This window comes from Flavobacterium subsaxonicum WB 4.1-42 = DSM 21790 (assembly GCF_000422725.1).
In the GTDB taxonomy this organism is placed as follows: domain Bacteria; phylum Bacteroidota; class Bacteroidia; order Flavobacteriales; family Flavobacteriaceae; genus Flavobacterium; species Flavobacterium subsaxonicum.
This window is the reverse complement of sequence record NZ_AUGP01000001.1, coordinates 42,113-61,568: the sequence shown is the minus strand read 5'-3', so window position 1 is coordinate 61,568 and position 19,456 is coordinate 42,113. Positions and strand designations below refer to the sequence as shown.

At 42.1% G+C, this 19,456-nt stretch carries 14 protein-coding genes; 2 read left to right on the top strand and 12 right to left on the bottom strand.

Annotated elements, in window-relative coordinates:
- Positions 1 to 189 precede the first annotated feature (189 nt).
- The 6 genes from G509_RS0100285 to G509_RS0100260 form a co-directional block, all read right to left on the bottom strand.
- Positions 190 to 6,348, bottom strand: coding sequence for a T9SS type B sorting domain-containing protein (locus G509_RS0100285; protein ID WP_026989700.1), 6,159 nt, complete (start codon positions 6,346 to 6,348; stop codon positions 190 to 192).
- A 330-nt stretch (positions 6,349 to 6,678) separates the two neighbouring features.
- Complete coding sequence (gene dnaN, locus G509_RS0100280; RefSeq protein ID WP_026989699.1) at positions 6,679 to 7,797, bottom strand: DNA polymerase III subunit beta; 1,119 nt, start codon at positions 7,795 to 7,797, stop codon at positions 6,679 to 6,681.
- A gap of 93 nt (positions 7,798 to 7,890) precedes the next feature.
- Complete coding sequence (gldG, locus tag G509_RS0100275) at positions 7,891 to 9,594, bottom strand: gliding motility-associated ABC transporter substrate-binding protein GldG (RefSeq protein ID WP_026989698.1); 1,704 nt, start codon at positions 9,592 to 9,594, stop codon at positions 7,891 to 7,893.
- Entirely contained in the window at positions 9,594 to 10,313 is a 720-nt protein-coding gene (gene gldF / locus G509_RS0100270; protein WP_026989697.1) for a gliding motility-associated ABC transporter permease subunit GldF, read from the bottom strand. The genes gldG and gldF overlap by 1 nt, the downstream gene beginning before the upstream one ends.
- A gap of 100 nt (positions 10,314 to 10,413) precedes the next feature.
- Positions 10,414 to 10,710 (bottom strand): putative quinol monooxygenase, encoded by a 297-nt coding sequence (locus G509_RS0100265; RefSeq protein WP_026989696.1) that lies wholly within the window; start codon positions 10,708 to 10,710, stop codon positions 10,414 to 10,416.
- A gap of 87 nt (positions 10,711 to 10,797) precedes the next feature.
- Complete coding sequence (locus G509_RS0100260) at positions 10,798 to 11,625, bottom strand: SAM hydrolase/SAM-dependent halogenase family protein (protein WP_026989695.1); 828 nt, start codon at positions 11,623 to 11,625, stop codon at positions 10,798 to 10,800.
- A 103-nt stretch (positions 11,626 to 11,728) separates the two neighbouring features.
- Between G509_RS0100260 and G509_RS0100255 the strand changes: the two genes are divergently transcribed.
- Positions 11,729 to 12,676 (top strand): PhoH family protein, encoded by a 948-nt coding sequence (locus tag G509_RS0100255; protein ID WP_026989694.1) that lies wholly within the window; start codon positions 11,729 to 11,731, stop codon positions 12,674 to 12,676.
- A gap of 131 nt (positions 12,677 to 12,807) precedes the next feature.
- Here the strand turns inward: G509_RS0100255 and fumC are convergent, their stop codons facing one another.
- The gene (gene fumC, locus G509_RS0100250; protein ID WP_026989693.1) at positions 12,808 to 14,205 is read right to left on the bottom strand and encodes a class II fumarate hydratase; all 1,398 of its coding nucleotides are present in this window, start codon (positions 14,203 to 14,205) and stop codon (positions 12,808 to 12,810) included.
- A 219-nt stretch (positions 14,206 to 14,424) separates the two neighbouring features.
- On the opposite strand from fumC, the gene G509_RS23555 reads away from it, so the two are divergent.
- Positions 14,425 to 14,586, top strand: coding sequence for a hypothetical protein (locus G509_RS23555; RefSeq protein WP_026989692.1), 162 nt, complete (start codon positions 14,425 to 14,427; stop codon positions 14,584 to 14,586).
- A gap of 74 nt (positions 14,587 to 14,660) precedes the next feature.
- On the opposite strand, the gene G509_RS0100240 is transcribed toward G509_RS23555, so the two are convergent.
- The 5 genes from G509_RS0100240 to G509_RS0100220 all read right to left on the bottom strand — a co-directional run bounded on the left by G509_RS0100240 (position 14,661) and on the right by G509_RS0100220 (position 19,262).
- Complete coding sequence (locus tag G509_RS0100240) at positions 14,661 to 16,922, bottom strand: ATP-binding protein (protein ID WP_026989691.1); 2,262 nt, start codon at positions 16,920 to 16,922, stop codon at positions 14,661 to 14,663.
- A 9-nt stretch (positions 16,923 to 16,931) separates the two neighbouring features.
- Positions 16,932 to 17,537 (bottom strand): biliverdin-producing heme oxygenase, encoded by a 606-nt coding sequence (locus G509_RS0100235; RefSeq protein WP_026989690.1) that lies wholly within the window; start codon positions 17,535 to 17,537, stop codon positions 16,932 to 16,934.
- 10 nt (positions 17,538 to 17,547) lie between these two features.
- Entirely contained in the window at positions 17,548 to 17,982 is a 435-nt protein-coding gene (locus tag G509_RS0100230) for a response regulator (RefSeq protein ID WP_035738278.1), read from the bottom strand.
- A gap of 176 nt (positions 17,983 to 18,158) precedes the next feature.
- On the bottom strand, positions 18,159 to 18,326 hold the full coding sequence (locus G509_RS23220; protein ID WP_154657757.1) for a hypothetical protein: 168 nt from the start codon (positions 18,324 to 18,326) through the stop codon (positions 18,159 to 18,161).
- 69 nt (positions 18,327 to 18,395) lie between these two features.
- Positions 18,396 to 19,262: a bestrophin family protein gene (locus G509_RS0100220; protein ID WP_026989688.1), complete on the bottom strand. Its 867-nt coding sequence runs from the start codon at positions 19,260 to 19,262 to the stop codon at positions 18,396 to 18,398.
- Between the last annotated feature and the right edge of the window lie 194 nt (positions 19,263 to 19,456).

The following is a 19,456-nucleotide window of genomic DNA, read 5'->3' as shown; positions in this document are numbered from 1 at the left end:
AAAATTATACCATGATGCATGCATAGTTTTTTCCTTTAAGGGTGTTTTATTAAAACATTAACCTGACTTTAAGAGAAGTAATGTGTTATTCACAATAAAAGCATAAAATATTATTTAATTAATAAATAATGCAAAAAAATAAGCCCCGCTATTGCGGGGCTTAGAATATTTAGAAGGGTATAGTAACTACTATTTTTCCTGTCTCTGTACGTAAATCCAGCCTGTTTTGCTTTCGCCAGTGCGTTCAATTACATAGAAATAAGTACCTGTTGGCAACTCGTCGCCACCATTAGTTTGTCCGTACCATTCAGCAGAATAATTAGACTTAACATAAACCTCTTTACCGTAACGGTTAAAGATGCTCAGTTTCTTAACACCAAGAGATGTAAGGTCAAAATTATCATTAAGGCCATCGTTGTTAGGCGATATACCACGCTGAATAGAACATGAAATATCACGTACCTCATACAGAACCGAACTTTCGCAACCACCATTGTTTACGGTAAGTACAAACGTTATTGGGAATGTTTCTGTAGTTGGTGTACCCATAACATATTCAGATACGTTAAATGTAGGGTTATCTGTTCCAACAACAGTACCATCGGTTGTGGTCCAAGAGTAGGTAAGGGCGTCAGTAAGCTCAGTACCATTTTCTACTTCAACAGCAGAAAGGATAAAGCTGCTTTCTTCGCAATTGCCTTCAACAGCAAATAAAAGTTCGCTGCCAATACTAAAGGTATCGGTAAATGTAGCACCACTATTACAGTTAGCAGCATCTGCAGCCACTGTATAGGTTACACTGTAAATACCCGGTGCCGTTGCAGCAATGTTTACTTCGCCTGTTGTAGCATTAATGCTAAGCCCTGTAGTTGCTGTAAATGTACCACCTGTAGTAAAGTTAGCCGCAAGAGATGGCATTGCAGTAGTAGTACCAAAGCAATACGAATCTTCAAAACTAAATTCTGCTACCGATACAACTACAGGGTTAATTGTAATTGTAGTAGTGTAAGTAGAACCATCGATACAGTTTGGCAAATCTGCCGCAACAGTATAGGTTACATTATAAGTACCTGTTGTAGTAATACCTGTTGTAGTAATAGCACCGGTTGCGCTATCTAAAACTAAAGTAGTACTGTCTGTACTATAAACGCCACCCGGCGTAAAGCCTGCTGCCGGAATTGGCGTTGGGCTTGAGCCCGCACATACTGGAGAAGTATAGCTAAATGTAGCAACAGTAGCTACAAGTGGTGTTACAGTAATGTTTACTGTGGTAGTACTACCAACATTACATGTAGCAGCATCTGCAGGGATGGTATATGTTACCGCATAGTCTCCGGCTGTAGTTGTTGTAAGGTCTAATTCGCCTGTTACAGGGTCTATTGTAAGGCCTGTTGTAGCTGTATAAGTACCACCTGTTGTGTAACCTGTACCAAGAGACGGCAGTACGGTTGCAGCAGAAATACATACTGTTGCAGGAAGCGTAAACGCCGTTACCGGAGTAATTGTTGGGTTAATAGTAACCAAAACCGGAGTGGTAGCACTCTCGCAACCAGCAGCATTTATTTGGCTTACGCTATACACTTTTGTACCCACAACCGTAGTTAAAGGCGTTGGAGCACCTGTAAGTTGTGTATTGCCATCGTACCATACTAATGTGCTGCCAGCATCGGCAGTTGCAGTAAGTGGTAAAGCGGTAGCATTTTGGCAATACTCAACATCTACTGCTACAGGAGCTGTAGGTAGTGGGTTAACAACTACATTAATTGCAGCCCTTGGGCTTTCGCAGGCAACTTGTGTCTGGCTAACGTAGAATGTATACGTACCGGCAACATAAGTATCCGGTGTTGGTGCACCCGCTAATGGAGTGCCTCCGGTAGCATCGGCATACCAGTTAAGTACGTTACCTGCTAATGGTGTAGCTGTAAGGGCAACAGGAGTATCTCCAAGGCAGTAAGCCACATCGGCTACGGTAGGTAATGGTATATCGCCACCTTCGTATTCAATTATAAGCGAACTGGTACAAAAATCGGTTACCCAGTCATAAACATACGTTCCAGGAACTGTAAATCCAGAAATTGTAGTTGTATTACTTGTAGGATCTGCAATTACAGTTACCATAGGGTTATCAGCATGTGCAACCCATTCGCCACCACCGGCAGCCTGTATGTTAGCTACGTTATTATCGCAATCTAATTCGGCAGGGTTGGCAGATAAGATACCGTTGTTTGCAGTAAAGGTAATATCATCTAAGAAGTTACCTACCGTAGGGTTACCATTACCACTTGATATCGACTGGAATATAAAGCGTGTTATTGGCTGGTCTGCAGGTACTGTGTATGTTCCTGTAACAAGGTTCCATGCATCACTTGTAGATGATATCTGTGGGCCTACAGGTATATAAGTTCCGTTAGGAGTTCCTGCCAATAGCTGTACAACATCGGTTGTTACAGTAGTATTAAGTGTCCTTGCACGGTGGGCAAAGCTGTAAGAGAATACAGTTCCTGCCGGCGAAGTATAATCCTGGTAAACACCCGATACCTGATTGGCATTAAGCTCAATAAACTGGGTTCCTTCGTATGCAGGTACACTTTGATAATTAGGGTCTGGCCAAATTTCTATCATGTGGTCTGTAGCGGTTGTTCTCCAGCCTGGGATAGTATAATCGCTGATTAGCGGAGGATACGGACCTGTAATGTCTGGTAACTCAAAACTTGAATTAATTGTAGTAATACTACAGTTACCATTAGGGTCTGGCTGGCCATTTACTAATGGCGTAGTTACACAAACTGCAAATGCAGTGGTAAGGCTTGGCGCAGCAACATTTATAGTTAACCTTACGGTATAAGTGTTGCCCGGTACTAAACCATCGGCACTTAAAACGTTGTTAACGCTGCAATATATTGGTGTGCCAAGCGCATCGCAGGCACTGCCATCATAAAGCGAAATTACAATTGGCTGTGCCGTACCTGTAAAGTTAGATAACGATACATCGTGAGATGCCTCTACAGCAGTAAATTCATACCAAATATCGGCACCGTTTACTGTACCGGTACATAAAGTTCCGTTAGTAGATGCAGTAGCACCTGTATAAAGCGCAGTTGTTGTAACGGCACATACATCTGTTGCGTTAACCGTTAATGTTGTAGCGCCAGAACACTCGTTATTACCAATTGCGGTAGTAAATGATGTTGGGCCTGTCCATAAACTCTTATCGTCGTCAGAGCATATTGCCCTAACATATACCTGATATGTTGTAGATGGGTTAACATCTACATCAAACGGATGCTCATCGGCCGATACTCCAACAGTAGTAGGTGTAGGGGCAGGCTGGCCTGTTGGCACAACATATACTTCCCAATCAGATTCTGTACCTTGTGGTATCCAGTTTAATGTTGCAACTTCATCTGTAGATGTTGCAGTTAATGTAATTGGCTGAGGGCAGGTTATTAGAGTAATGTAAATATTATCTACAGCAGCCGGAGGCTGTGTACCAATAACACCATCGTTTCTCCACTCAAATACAAACCTTCTTGCAGTACCATCGTAGTTAGATACGTTAAAAGTATTTGTATAATTAGTCCATGCACTTTGGCCAACAAAGTTAGCACCTATCTGGAAACGGTCTGCGGCAGCAGTAATTTGCTGGCCTGGCGTTGGCACAAAAGATGCAGGAACATTCCATACCCTTATGTAATCCCAACCTGTTTCGCCTACGTTTTTCCACATAAAAGAGATATTAACATCTACAGCGTCTGCCGGTATAAGTATATCTCTGAATGCATGTACTACAGATGCAGCACTTGTGTTATAGTTATTTGTTGTTCCGCCATCGTTAGTTACGTATAGCGAGTGGGTAGGGCTATTAGCAACAGCAGTACCCACAACCCATTGGTTAGGCTGGGTGCTGTTGTTAATTGTCCATCCGGTACCATTGTCTTCCCAATCTTCTTCAAAATTAAGTTCGGCAGGTATTTGCGTTGTTTGCAAAGTTGCAGGGCCAACCCAAATACTTGTACCGTCGCCACAGTTACTCCTTACCCAGAAATAGTAAGTTGTAGATGGGCTAAGTGTGCTATCTGTAAACGTTACACCTGCCTGGTTAGCTGTTGGAGTTGTAGTAGCTGTAGGAGGAGTGTTTGATGTAGAAATGTAATAATCAAACGTTGGTGTAACCGATGTAGGCGATACCCATGTAAATGTTCCTGCATTTTGTGTAGGGTTACTTGATACCAGGCCTGTTGGAGCAGGGCATGGTACTACAGATAGGTTTATGTTATCTATAGCTGCCGGTGGCTGCGTACCTGTAAAGGTGTTGTTTCTCCACTCGAAAACGATCCTGAAGATGCTGTTAGAAAATGCCGAAGCAAAAACCGTATTATTTACTGTTGCCCAGGTTGCGCCATTGTAGTATGGTCCTGCAATTTGTATGCGGTCTGTAGCGGCTGTAATAGCAGTACCGGCAACAGGTACAAACGTAGATGGCACTATCCAGGCCCTAACGTTATCGTTAACTTCGCCTGCATTTTTCCAGTCGAAAGAAAGCATAAGCTGGTCTATAGTTGTAGCCTGTATATCTCTGTATGCATGTACAATAGAGTTTGCAGTAATTGTATAGGCATTACTCACACCATTATCGTTAGAGATATATAAAGATTGTGTACCGCCATTTGCTGTAGCTGTACCAACAACCCATTTATTGGTTTGTGTACCGTTGCTTAAAGACCAACCGTGAACACCTTCAAAATCCTGAGTATAATCCAGGTTTGTTGGTACTTGAGTAGTCATAAAAGAGTAAGGGCCTGCCCAAACGCTAAAAGTACCATCACCGCAATCTGCCCTTACATAATATTCGTAAGCTGTAGCAGATGTTAAAGTATTTAGCGTTAAAGCATTTGTAGTAGCAGTTACACCTGCGCCTGTTGGTAAACCTGTACCCGGTGCCTGTAAAACATACTGCCAAGACGATGCATTGCCAGGGTTTGTCCAGTTAAGGGTAGCCGTTGTTGGGCCAACAGCTGTAGTTGCCTGTCCAACAGGAGGTAAACAGTTAACTTGCTGTATAATAAGCGTATATCCTGTAGTTTGTGGAGCCGGCCATGTAGATATAACTATATAATACGTTGTACCTGCTGTTACGGCAAGGTTGGTTATGTTTCTTGGATTGGTGTCAGAACCTGATGCACCACCAATACAGTTTATGCCAATATCGGCACAATCATCATACACAAATATACCCGACCATGTAGCGGTTGGGGTCATTAAAATATCTATGTATCCTGTGGTTGTGGGGGTATAGGCATATACAACATCATTACCACCAAGGTAAGCAGATGCTGTACCGCAACCCGTTGCACCGGGAGAACCTTCTATGGCAGTATTATCGCCATAGTTGCTTGTGTTATCGGTAGTGGTATAAGGCAAGCCAGAAACCACTATAGGGGCGGCACAACTTTCGCCCAGCGCAGGTGTGCAAAATGAAAAGGGCCCTACCCATGCACTTTTATTATACGACGCACATACAGATCGTACATAATATTTGTAACACGTATCTGGTGTAAGGGCTGTACCATCTGTAGTAGTAGTTGCAACATACGGCAATGCACCGCTGTAAAGTGTACCTACACCAGTTGGAGTAGGTGCCTGTGGTAATATTTCGATTTCCCATTGGCTGGCATTACCTGCCCAACTAAGATTGGCAGATGTAAGGCCAATGTTAGTTGCTGTTAAAGCAGTTGGGGCAGCACAATTTGGTACTACCATAACATTGTCTAAATACCAGCGTTCGCCGGCATCTCCCATCATTACAAAGGCAATATGAACCTCGTCGTTAGCATAGGCGGTAAGGTCTATTACCTTTTCTGTCCATGCCTGTTGTGTAGGGTTAAGCTGAAGCTCAGAGTAAGAGGCAAGATCTACATAATTTACAGTAGCAATCTGGTCTGCCGCAGTGCCTGTAATTGTAGAGATCTTAATTCTAAACTGCGTACTTTGATCAGCATTAAAGAATAATCGTGACTGAAAACGCAGCTGTCCGTTTGCCGGGACAGTAACAGCAGGTGTTACAAGCCAGTCTTCTGTAGTGGTAAGGTTTTGAACGTTCTCATTTTCAAGAAATGCAGAATGGTCGCCTTCAAAAACCTGTTGAGTTCCGACAGTGCCCTGTGTCCACCAAACCGTGGGGCCTGCCTGGTTAATAATTGCCCAACCGGCAGGGCCTCCGGGGCCTCCTGTGCCCATTGCACCAGTAAAATCTGTCCATGTGCCTTCAAATCCTTCGGGGGGCGCTAATTGCGCGTGCCCGCATAAAGAAATCAAGGCCATGAAAAGCAATAATGTAAATTTTTTCATGGGTTGTAAATAGTATAAGTTAAAGTTCCTAAAATTATCAAAATATGATGTTAAATGAAAGGAATATCTTAACTAATTGTAAAAACTTACACTAAATACACAAATTGGGTAGGTTAAGTTACATTTTTATTGTTAAAATAGAATTTGTAACATTTTTCTTAAGCATTTAAACATAATAATAAAACCCCAAAGCAAATTTTGCTTTGGGGTTTGGTATATAAAGGCTGATTAAATAGCGATTTTAATTAAAAAGTCAAATTATGGTTATCAATTTGTGCAGGATTCTGCTTAATTTGAAATTTTTGACCCTAAAATTTGATTATAGGTTATTTAGCTGTTAAGCATAACCGGCATTACAAGCATGGTAACGGTTTCGCCTTCGTCTAACCCGTCTACAGGTGTAAGTATACCTGCACGGTTTGGTAAAGACATTTCCAACATTATCTCATCGCTCTGCAGGTTGGTTAGCATCTCTGTTAAAAACCTTGAGTTAAAGCCAATTTGCATATCGTCTCCCTGGTAATCGCAGGTAAGGCGCTCTTCGGCTTTGTTAGAGTAATCGATATCTTCGGCAGAAATATTAAGTTCTGTACCTGCAATTTTTAGGCGAATCTGGTGGGTTGTCTTGTTAGAGAAAATAGCCACACGACGCACAGAGCTAAAAAACTGTGTACGGTCTATAAGTAATTTATTAGGATTTTCTTTTGGGATAACTGCTTCGTAGTTAGGGTATTTACCATCTATAAGGCGACAGGTAAGCACGTAATTATCAAAAGAGAATGTTGCGTTTGCATCGTTATATTCAATCTTAACTTCTGCATCAGATGATCCAAGGATTCCTTTAAGAATGTTAAGTGGTTTTTTAGGCATAATAAAGTCGGCCACCTGAGAGGCAACAACGTCGGTTCTTGCATATTTTACCAGTTTGTGCGCATCGGTAGCTACAAATGTTAAGCCTTGCGGCGAAAATTGGAAAAACACGCCCGACATTACCGGCCTTAAATCATCATTACCGGCTGCAAAAATGGTTTTGCTAACGGCAGTTGCCAAAACCTCGGCAGGAACTAAAGTTACTGATGGGTCTTCCAGCGTTACCGCTTTAGGAAATTCGTTACCATCAGCATACGCCAATGCATATTTACCCGAGTTTGAGCTTATCTCTATAGTATTGTTGTCTTCTACAGTAAAGGTAAGCGGCTGCTCCGGAAAGGTTTTTAAAGTTTCCAGTAACAGTTTAGCCGGTACGGCCACGCTGCCTTTGCTTTCTGAATCTATTTCGAGCATTGCACTCATAGTAGTTTCAAGGTCTGACGCCGAAACTTTTAGTGCTGTACTGTCTAATTCAAATAAAAAGTTGTCTAAAATAGGCAGGGTGTTATTGCTGTTAATTACACCGTTAAGCACCTGCAGCTGCTTTAGCAAATATGAACTGGATACTATAAATTTCATTTGTGTGTTTTTGTTTTTTTAACCGTAAAATTACATTTTACGAGTAGCAAATATATCGTAACTAAATTAGATACTGAAAAATTTTTATTAACATTACTTTGAATACGTCCTTTTGCGAAGGTAGGTAAACAGCAACCCGAAAAGCCCTAAAATTGCTATTGGCAACCCGACAGTTACTAACTGCGCCATTGTGTAGTTGTCGTGCACTTTTTGGGTATCAAGCATGGGCAGGTCTACATCTTTACTGCGAATGTTAATAAGTCCGTTATCGTCTAACAGGTAATTAACGCAGTTCATCATAAAGCCTTTATTGTCGTACAGCTGGCCCGTCCATTTATCGTAGCCTAATTCTAAGGGCTGCATTTTATCGTCTAACTGGTTCTTGGCAATATCTCCGTCTGATATCACGATCATTTTACCGGGCTTGCCCACGGTTTGATATGCAGGGTCTTTAAACGGCAGCAAACGGTTCTCGTAATTAGAACGGAATTTACCCTCAAGCAACACCGCCATAGGTATATCGCCCTGGCCGTCGTAATCTTTTTGGCTCACCTCTTCGGCAACCATATCCAGTTTAACCTCTACAGGCGTGCCCACCCTTTTAGAGTAGCGCGACGATTGCAGCAGGATGGTTTTTTTAATATTATTTTTAAGGGTATCGATACCATTAGCAAAATCCATACGGATGCCGCTCATGTTTTTTACAATAGGGTGCGATGCGCCTTTATATTCTGATGGGTCAGGGTACGCGAACGGAGCAAATTTCCAGGTATAATCCTGGTATTGCGATTCGCTGCCCTGAGATCCGCTTGCCAGTTTTATGGGCGTAGCCATTTCATCTTTAACAAGGTCGGGCAATATCCTGACACCATATTTAAAGAACATATCGTTAAGGCCTAAATCGTTAGGAAAAGCCAGTGTTGTGCCATTCTGGTTATAAAGGCTGTCCATTTCTATATGCACGGCATCTATCATCCAAAGGGTTTTGCCGCCGTTTACAATGTACTGATCCAGAACTTCTTTCTCTTCCTCGGTAAATTTTTCGCGGGGTTTAGAAATAATGGCCAGATCGTATTTTTTAAGGAATTTAAGCGCATTTTGCGGGTTTTTAGCAACCGAATCTAACGTAAACGGACCTATATAGTACGTTTCGCGCAACTGCTTAATAAAGTCGGCCATAAGCCTGTCGGGCATTTCGCCATTGCCTTTAATCACGGCAATTTTCTTTTCTTTAGCAGTAGTAATTTTGCTAAGTGCTTCGGCTAAAGCATACTCTAAATGCTGCACAGAACTTACCACCTTCTCGGCAGTAGTAGCACCCATCATGTTTTTAAGCAACTGGATCTTGGTACTTTTGTCGTTGTAAGTAGCCACCGCCCAAGGGAAAACAACCTCCTGAGACGATTTGCCTTTATCTTCTACCGTTACGTTTATAGGTGTCATGCCCTTTTCGTAAAACTGACGCATGGTAGCCTCGCGCTGGGTTTCATCCTCCAGCGGATTTACGAATTGAAAAATGATATTCGGATTATAAGCGTGGAACTCTTCCAGCATCTGGCGGGTTTCGTCCTGAAGGCGTTTAAATTCCCCGGGAAATTCGCCTTCCAAAAACACGTCGATATAAAGCGGTTCCTGAACGCTCTCTATAATATTTAGCGATGTTTGCGATAGGGTATAGCGTTTATCGTGTGTTAAATCGATACGTTTAAAAAAGTAATAGCCTGCAAAATTTACGGCAAGCAGGGCAAGCAGTATAATAACCAGTTGTTTACGGCCTTGTTGTTTTCTTGTTTCCATTACCATTTAAGCGATTTAAGTTTATAAACGGTTAACGACAAGAACAGCACCGTAATGCTTATAAAATACAGTATATCGCGGCTGTCTAAAACGCCACGGCTCATGCTTTTAAAATGATAATCCATGCCCAGTGCTGCTACAAAATCGCCACCAAGGTAGCCAGACAGGCCTTCGAAACCAAAATAGAACGCAAAACACAAAAATACCGATACAATAAACGCAACGATCTGGTTATCTGATAGTGTAGAAGTAAAGATGCCTATGGCCGTGTAGCCTGCTACTAAAAATAACAGCCCGAAATACGAACCCAATGTACTGCCCATGTCTATATTACCCTCCGGGTTACCAAAGTAAGATAGTACATATACATAGATAAGAGTTGGCAGTAAAGCCAATAAAATAAGGATAAGCGCGCCAAAAAATTTGCCGTTAACAATCTCCCAAATGCTAAGGGGCTTGGTAAACAACAGCTCTATGGTGCCTTGCTTTTTTTCGTCGGAAAAACTACGCATGGTTACCGCCGGTATCAGGAAAATAAAGATCCAGGGGGCCAGGGTAAAGAAGGGGCTAAGATCGGCAAAGCCACTATCGAGGATATTAAAATCGCCTTTGAACACAAAAAGGAACAGGCCATTTAGCAAAAGAAAAATAGCGATAACCAAATAACCTATCGGCGAACCGAAGAAGGATTTGATTTCACGTAATAACAATGCTTTCATTTATAGTCTAATGTTTAGTAGAGACGCATTGAATGCGTCTAATTTCTTATAACGCATTGCTGCGCTTTGTTTTATTATGCGAGACGCATTCAATGCGTCTCTACGGTAACGACACCAGTTTATCAACACTCCAGGCCTCTGCTTTTTGTTTAAACAGGGGTTTTGTAACGGCCCAGGTATCGCAAAACAATGCCGATTTTCTATACGTTTCCAAATCAGCTTCGGTTTCCCAGTAGCTGTATGTAAAAAACAGGGTAGGGTCGGCCTTATCGCGGTACAACTCTAAGAAACGGTTACCGGGAAAGTTTCGTATATCCAGCTTTACCTTTTTAAAATTATCCAGAAAAAGCCCAACATGCTCCTCATGAAACCCCATTTTAACAATGCGTACAAACATACTGTTTTTTTAGTTTATATTTTACCTTAATCTTCTCTGCTATCGGTGCGGTGCTTAATCTGAATTCTACAATCTAAATTCTGAAATCTATTTAAAAACCACATTAATAACATCTCTATATTTAAGCCCCAGCAACGTTCTTGCGGTGCCCACGGTGCAAGGGTTACTGCGGTAAATGGCAATTTCTAAAAAACCGGCTTCGTTAAAAATAGCCAGCTTTTCGCCTTCATAATCTTTTAAGGAGAAACGTTCGTTTACCGTAAAATCAGAGTACCCCATTTTAAACGACTTTATGGTCTTGGTGCTAAACGTAATATCAAAATCGCGGCCTTTAGCCACCTCTTTAACCTGCTTTTTGCTAATGTTGGTAACACAGTTGCCAAAATGGTCTATGTACACCACATAACCCCTTATTGATTTATTATCTGAAGCCACAACCGGATTAAGGTCGTGTATTTGCTTAATCTCGGTAATTTCGCGGCCAATAACGTTTAGCAGGCCTCCCTTTGCAAGGTGGCAGGCCACGGTTACAAAGGCATCCATATCGGTAGCGCCGTCGGGCAGGCGGTCGTGTATGTTTATTTCTACTATTTTCTGGGGTACTATCTTTTCGGTAAGCAGGCTCAGGATGCCGTTATCGGCACAAATAAAGTAGTGGCCGTTCCATTGCATGGCAATGTGGCGGTTTTCTTTAGTAAGCTCTGCATCTACACCAATAAGGTGCACGGTGCCCTGCGGAAAGCTATTGTAGGCAGCGCCAACTATATAACTGGCTTCAGATACATTAAATAAGTCTACATGGTGGGATATGTCAACCACAACGGCCTCGCCGTACCCCGAGAAGATTTTTCCCTTCAGGGCGCCTACAAAATGGTCTTTAAGGCCAAAGTCGGTAGTAAGGGTAATTATTGACATAAAATTGTGCAAAACTTTTAAAAAACGCGAATAAAATTTCACTAAATTTGAATGCAAAGCTACTAATTATATAGCTAATTTTTTAATTAAAAACCTACAGCTTTTGAACGAAAGAACGATTGAACTGACAGACATCGCTCCTAAAGATTTTTGGGGCGCACAGGATTCTCATCTTGAAACCATTAAAAAATATTATCCCAAGCTAAAAATAGTAGCACGCGGTACCACGCTTAAGGCCTTTGGCGAAAAAGAAATACTGGACGAGTTTGAAAAACGCTTTAAGCGCCTTATGCAGCATTTTTCGCGCTATAATACTATAGACGACAATGTTATTGAGCGCGTTATACAAAGCGATAGCCAGGTTGAGCAAATGGACCCGTCTGACAAAATATTAGTGCATGGTGTTGGCGGTAAGCTTATTAAGGCCATGACGCCCAATCAGCAAAAGCTGGTTGACTATATGGGCAAAAACGATATGGTGTTTGCCATTGGCCCTGCCGGTACGGGTAAAACCTACACGGGCGTGGCGCTTGCCGTAAAAGCCCTTAAAGAAAAACAGGTTAAACGTATTATACTTACCCGTCCCGCGGTTGAAGCCGGCGAGAACCTGGGCTTTTTACCTGGCGATATGAAAGAAAAGCTGGACCCGTACATGCAACCTTTATATGATGCGCTACGGGATATGCTGCCACCACAAACACTGGAAGACTACCTGCTAAAAGGTATTATTCAGATTGCGCCGCTTGCCTTTATGCGTGGCCGAACGTTAGACCATGCTTTTGTGATATTGGATGAAGCCCAGAACACTACCCACTCGCAAATGAAGATGTTCCTGACCCGTATGGGCAAGAACGCCAAGTTTATGATTACCGGCGACCCGGGCCAGGTAGATTTACCGCGCCGCACTATTAGTGGCCTTAAAGAGGCAATATTAATATTGAAAGACGTAGAGGGTGTAGGTATTATTTATCTTGACGATAAAGATATTGTGCGCCACCGCCTTGTTAAGAAAATTATTGAGGCCTATAAGAGTATTGAAAATCATGATTAAGAAAGGTTTTGAGTCTCTGAGGTGCTAAGATGCTTAGGGTAAAAAGGTTTCCGGAATTAAACCTTATTCTTGGATAAAAATAAAAAGGCCATCTGTACAGATGGCCTTTTAAATATATATATTGGTCAGGATTATTTTAAAGATCCTACCATGTCTTCGGGTTTAACCCATGCATCAAAATCTTCAGGGGTTACGTAACCTAAACGTACTGCCTCGTCTTTAAGGGTAGTGCCATTTTTGTGTGCCGTCTGGGCAATTTCGGCAGCCTTGTAATAACCAATTTTGGTATTAAGTGCCGTAACAAGCATTAGAGAATTGTCTACCAACTCTTTAATACGCGTGTAGTTAGGCTCTATGCCCTGTGCGCAATGCTCATCAAAAGACATACATGCATCGCCCAGTAAACGTGCCGACTGTAAAAAGTTAGCCGCCATAACCGGTTTAAACACGTTAAGCTCGTAATGGCCCTGCATACCGCCTACGCTAATGGCAACATCGTTACCCATTACCTGTGCGCACACCATTGTAAGTGCCTCGCATTGTGTTGGGTTAACTTTGCCGGGCATGATAGACGATCCAGGCTCGTTTTCCGGAATAATGATTTCGCCAATACCAGAGCGCGGGCCTGAAGCCAGCATACGCACATCGTTAGCAATTTTATTTAAAGAAACCGCAAGTTGCTTTAGTGCACCGTGAGCTTCTACAATAGCATCGTGAGAGGCAAGAGCCTCAAATTTATTTGGAGCCGTTACAAAAGGGAGGCCTGTAAATTTAGCAATGTATTCGGCAACTTTAACGTCGTAACCATCAGGAGTGTTAAGTCCGGTTCCAACGGCTGTTCCGCCAAGGGCAAGTTCAGAAAGGTGCGCTAATGTGTTTTTAACCGCTTTAATGCCATAAGTAAGCTGTGCCACATAGCCCGACAGTTCCTGCCCAAGGGTTAGGGGGGTAGCGTCCATAAGGTGGGTACGGCCAATTTTTACCACATTCATAAACTCTTCAGATTTTGCCTTAAGCGTATCTCTAAGTTTTTCGACACCAGGTATAGTAACCTCTACCACAGCTTTGTAAGCAGCAATGTGCATACCGGTAGGGTAGGTATCGTTAGATGATTGCGATTTGTTAACATCGTCGTTAGCTTTAAGAACCGGTTCGCCTTCGCCAATTTTACCACCGGCTAAAACCTGGGCACGGTTAGCTACCACCTCGTTAACATTCATGTTGCTCTGTGTGCCAGAGCCTGTTTGCCAGATAACTAACGGAAACTGGTCGTCCAGCCCACCCTCAAGTATCTCTTCGCACACCTGTGCAATAGCATCGCGCTTTTCTGCGCTAAGCACACCAAGGTCGTGGTTGGCATAAGCAGCCGCTTTTTTAAGGTAGGCAAAGCCCTCTATAATTTCTTTAGGCATAGAGCCTACAGGGCCAATTTTAAAGTTATTGCGCGAACGTTCGGTTTGTGCACCCCAGTATTTCTCTGCAGGCACTTTAACTTCGCCCATGGTGTCTTTTTCAATCCTGTACTCCATTTTAAAAATGTTTATGGTTGTAATGTTTATTTAGGTTAACAGCCCCTTAAAAGCCTGGCTGTGTGCAGGGCTTTATAAAGCCAGCCAAAAATAAGCATAAATGCAGGGTAAAGAAAATGATTTCGTAATTAATTTTGTGTCAATTTTTAGATAGCCGGGGTTGGTAAAATAAAATATTCGCCTTACATTTGGGGCATAATTCAGTAAAACTACGCAACCATGTTTGAATTTTCTCAATACTTAGGCTTTTTAGCTTTCTTAACTATTATATCAATAGGTTTTTGGTTAATGATGTTCCTTGTACCATTTGTAATGTACTGGGTAACCGGCGGTGCTATAGAGCTTATTAAAGAAAAAAAGGCACAGAAAGATAAGCAATAATTTAAATTATTGTTTACAAAATAAAGAAGCCCCAAAAATTTTTGGGGCTTCTTTATTTTTATAATACCTGATTATTAAGTCTTTACAGGAAAGTATAACGACATTACCGTACCGGTGCCTAACTCGCTGGTTGCCTTAATGTAACCATCATGGTTTTGCATAATTTTTTTACACAATGCTAAACCAACACCGCTGCCTTTAAGCTCTGGTGCAGAGTGCAGTCTTGTAAAGATATTAAAGATGCTTTCGGCAAAATGCTGCTCAAAACCAATGCCGTTATCGGCTACATAAATAACCTGGTAAAGGTCTGTACTATCGGCATTATAGGGTGTAAGTATATGGTCTGGCGTAATTTTTACCTGCGGGTTGGTACCCGGCTCTGTATACTTAATAGAGTTGCCAATAAGGTTGGCAAACAATTGTTTCAACAAAAACGGAATGCCATGAACTGTAGGCAGGTTATCGGCAAGCACAATGGCGGATTTTTCGGCAATAGTCTCGGCCATATCCAACTTTACCTCTTCAAATAGTCTGTTAAGGTCTACCTGTTCAAAGCTATCATCAGTGTGCTTAAGGCGGGTGTATTTAAGAATATCTACCAGTAAGGTTTGCATGCGGTTAGCCGAAGCATTCATGCGCTTAATAGAGTCCAAAACGTTGTTAGACATTTCTTCATCCTTACCTAATATCCTTGAGGCTATAAGCTGTATTTTACGAAGTGGCTCCTGTAAATCGTGCGTACTTATCCAGTTTATATTTTCTAACTCTGAATTGGTTTGGTGCAGCAACTCGCTTAACTTACGGTATCTTTCTTCTTCCTGACTGATGATCAGTAAGTTTATTTGACGCTGAAGGCTGTAGGCGTATGATGATGCCGTATTTAGTTCAGGTTGCAGCCACGGCTTGCTAATGCATTCCAGTAGTTCTTTCCAAAGCTTAAAGGAGTTTCTTGGCGAAAGGCCTTTTTGGTCTTTAATAATAGCCCTGGTAGGGTCTCCGGCCCAGTTAACCTCGGTATGCGTTTCGGGCCTGTACCATATAATGCAGTTGCCACTTTCAACATCTAAAGAATGGTAAATAATACCCGATGTGTTGGAACACATATCTTTAGCTTCCGGAAAGTAGTCTATTAATTTATCGGTATGGAATGAGCTGTTGTTGCTAAATGTAGCCAGCCAGCTTCCTAACTGGTTAATTTCTTCATCGCTTGGTGTAAGTCCGCATTTATAAACCTGTCCGTTAAAACTGATAGAAACACCTGCTGCATTACACAGCTGTAAAATATCGTGGCTATCTGCAAGTATCTGAAGATCAGATTCACGATTTAGGCCATAGCCATTCATGCTTTCTAAAGCCTGAGTGGTTTTGCGCGCCAGCTCGTATTCTTCAGAAGCCTGCCTTAAATCTATTTGCGACGTTATAAAATGACCTTGGAGCTGTGCTGCAAGCCTGACTTCGGGACTCAGGTTTTTAGGCGAGTAATGATGGCATGCAATTAGACCCCACAGCTTCTTTTTGTAAATAAGCGATATAGTTAGCGTAGCTCCAACCCCCATATTATGAAGGTATTGCACATGTATAGGCGATGTGCTTCGCAGTATGGCAAGGCTTAAATCCAGGTTTTTACCCTCGGCATTATCTATGGTATAAATGGGCACGGGGGTATAATCTATATCGGTAATAAGCCTTAGTAGGTTGCGCATATACAGCTCCCTTGCCTGTGGCGGAATATCGGTATGAGGATAATGAAGGCCAAGAAAAGGCTCAAGGTCTTCGCGGCAGCATTCGGCAAAAACTTCGCCATTGTAGTCTTTATCAAAGCGGTACACCATTACACGGTCGTATCCGGTAATATCGCGGGTACCTTTGGTAATAAGCTGGCAAAGCTCTTTAAGCGTGTGGGTATCATGCATGTAAGCTAAAAACTGGGCAGTCTGGTCGTAAACCTCGCTGGCCTGTTTGTGTTGCATGCTTTCGGGCTCAGCCTCAAGTATATAAATGCCGCCGCTGTTGTGCAGTGTGCATAAAAAATCGACACCTGCCAATGTTAGTTTTAGCAACGAAGACGAAAGCATTAGCTCATTAGCAACGTAATCCTTAAGCTTTTGGGTAGCATCGACTCCAAAAACCGACTCGAAGCTTTTGCCCAGCAGTTCAGAGTGAAATAAATTAATATACTCTGCCGAGTTGGCACTACAGTAATCTATTACCAGCGTATCCTGTTGTAAGCCAAGCAAAAAGCCGTGAGGCTGTATGCTGCCCGGTATGTGTATTGGCTCCTGTTCGCAGTTGGTAAGGTTAACAATATCGCGATTTACAATATCCTTTATCTTCATATACAAGTACTACACGTGTGCGTTTTCGGTAAAATGGCTGCTAATGGCATCAAAAGCAAAATTAGCGCCTGCAATTATCTCATTTTCATTGTTATGGACGGCTTCATACTGTATAAGCGCACCTAAAAAAGCTTTCCAGTGGCTGCCTGTTTGCCCGCCGTAGCCTGCAAAGTAGGTAGCACCATTTTCGGCATCGTGGCCTAAAGCACTGTTGATATTATTAAGTATTACACGCCCACCTAAAGACGACCCCTCTATAACATACATAACACCCAATGCAAAAGCAGGAGTAATGTTTTGGTTTTTAGAAGACAACGGTAAAAAATTAGCGTTTTGTTTAGCCGTGCCCAAAGTGGCAAGGTCGGCTTCAATAAACTGAGCCTTAGGGTGTACGTCTAAATTGCGTATATCGCTTTTAGCTATCGGGAAAATATTCTCTTCTGCATCCTTAACAACGTCGTGCATAAGCCCTAAGTACAAGGCGTACTGTGCGTTAGTAACAGCAGGATTCATTATCGATAAAGAAACGGGAAGGGCTTCTAAGTTGGTGTGCGATTGCGTTGTAGCAGCGCGTAATTTGTCTAAAAATGCCGGGGCAGATACAGTGTCGTTCATTGAGGGTTAACTATGTGTTGTATACAAAATTTTTGTCGTTAGCGCTGAAACTGCGCCAGTTAATGGAAAGTGCGTGGGCTATAGATTGCCTTAACTGATCGAACATGCCCGATTTTGGCATGTAATAACTGGCACCCAGCTGGCGGCTCTTTTCTATAATATCGTCATCTTTAGATGTAGAGAACATAACAACCGGAAGCTCTTTGTGCTGATTATCAGCGCGTAATTTTTTTAGTACCTCTAAGCCGGTAATGCCGGGCATGTTGATGTCTAAAAATACCACGTAAGGGTGTGGCGGTGGGTTATTTATAGCCTTAAGTAGCTCTTCTCCATTGCTTTGGGTAACCACGTTGTAGTGTTCTCCAATTTCACCCACAATTTCTTTAAAGAACTCTAAATCATCCTGATCGTCATCTGCATAAAATATCGTTAAATCCTCTCTCATGACCAATTGTTTTAGATTGAAAAAATGGTTGGTATTACAAATATAAGCAATTACACCCTTTAGATGGTTATGTTTTGCGCCTTGTAAATCATAATATAAACTTAAAATTTAGCCTAAAATGCAGTTTTTTGCGATGAAATGCAATGTTACCTGTGTGTTATCTTGTTGGTTGTCAGTTATTTATTTCGACCTGTGCGGCTTTCCTCCGCATTCCACTCGGTGGAGGAGTCGTGGCGGTCGCGGTCGTCTTCGCGGGTAACGTTTCCGTTCTTGTCTATGTGTATGTTGTTATTAACGTTATCATCGGCGCTGGTGGTGCCTTCAGATGGCTTTTTATCGGTCATAATTGTATGTTTTATTGTAAAATTATGAATTTTGGGCCTCGACCGTGTTAATTTGGTATTAATTGTTGACTAATACAGCAGCTCTTCTACGTTTCTTTTAATGTTCTCAGATATCTTATCTAACGGCAAATCGTTAGCATCGGTACCGAACGGATCTTCAATTTCCTCGGCTATAAGTTCTAGGCTTGCAAGTACATAGAATATAAAAACCACTACCGGAACCACGTAATAACCCAACTGGAAAACATACCCAAAGGGCAGCGTCATGACGTAGAAAAAAATGAACTTTTTAATAAAGGCACTGTAAGAATAGGGTATGGGCGTGTTCTTAATACGCTCGCAGGCACCGCAAATATCAGTAAAGCTAAGCACCTCGGCGTTGAGTATAATCAGCTGGTCGCCAGTAAGTTTACCCTGCGTGTAAAGCTCGTTTACCTTAGCCATCATGGCCTTGGCCACCTGGTTAGGCTTGTGGTTGTAATGGCCTGCCGATAGCGTGGCATCATCAAACAGCTCGTGGCTAATGTCGGCGTTTTTAAGGTGCAGGTTAAGAATCGATGCATAGGCAGGTATCAGCCTCTTAAACAGGTCTTTATCTTCTTTATCTTTAAGCATAACGGCCAGTTTAATGGCCAGGTTTCGGGAGTTATTAACCAGTGCGCCCCACATGCGGCGGCCCTCCCACCAGCGGTCGTAAGCGGTGTTAGTCCTAAACACAAGGAGCAACGAAATTACAAACCCCAGCATGGTATGCATTACCGTAATGTTCTTAACGTGAGAGGTTTGCGATAGCTGCCAGTACTCAATTTCGAGGTAGCCAATAGCAGCCGAATACGCCCCAATGCCCACCATTACAGGTATTAGCTTGCGAAACGTGTCGCCTTTATGAAACCTGAATATAAACGAAAACCACTCTTTAGGATTATACGACAGCATTTTTGATATGTTAAAGAATTGCGAATTTACAAAAATTATCGCTGACTAAAAATTGCTATTTATTAAAGTAAAATCTTACAGAATATTCGCTTTAATGTGCTATTTTACTAAAAATCGCTATTTTTATAAACTACTGATTATCAGGATTAGTCGATTTTGATATTTCACTTTCGGACTTCGAGTTACGCTACTTT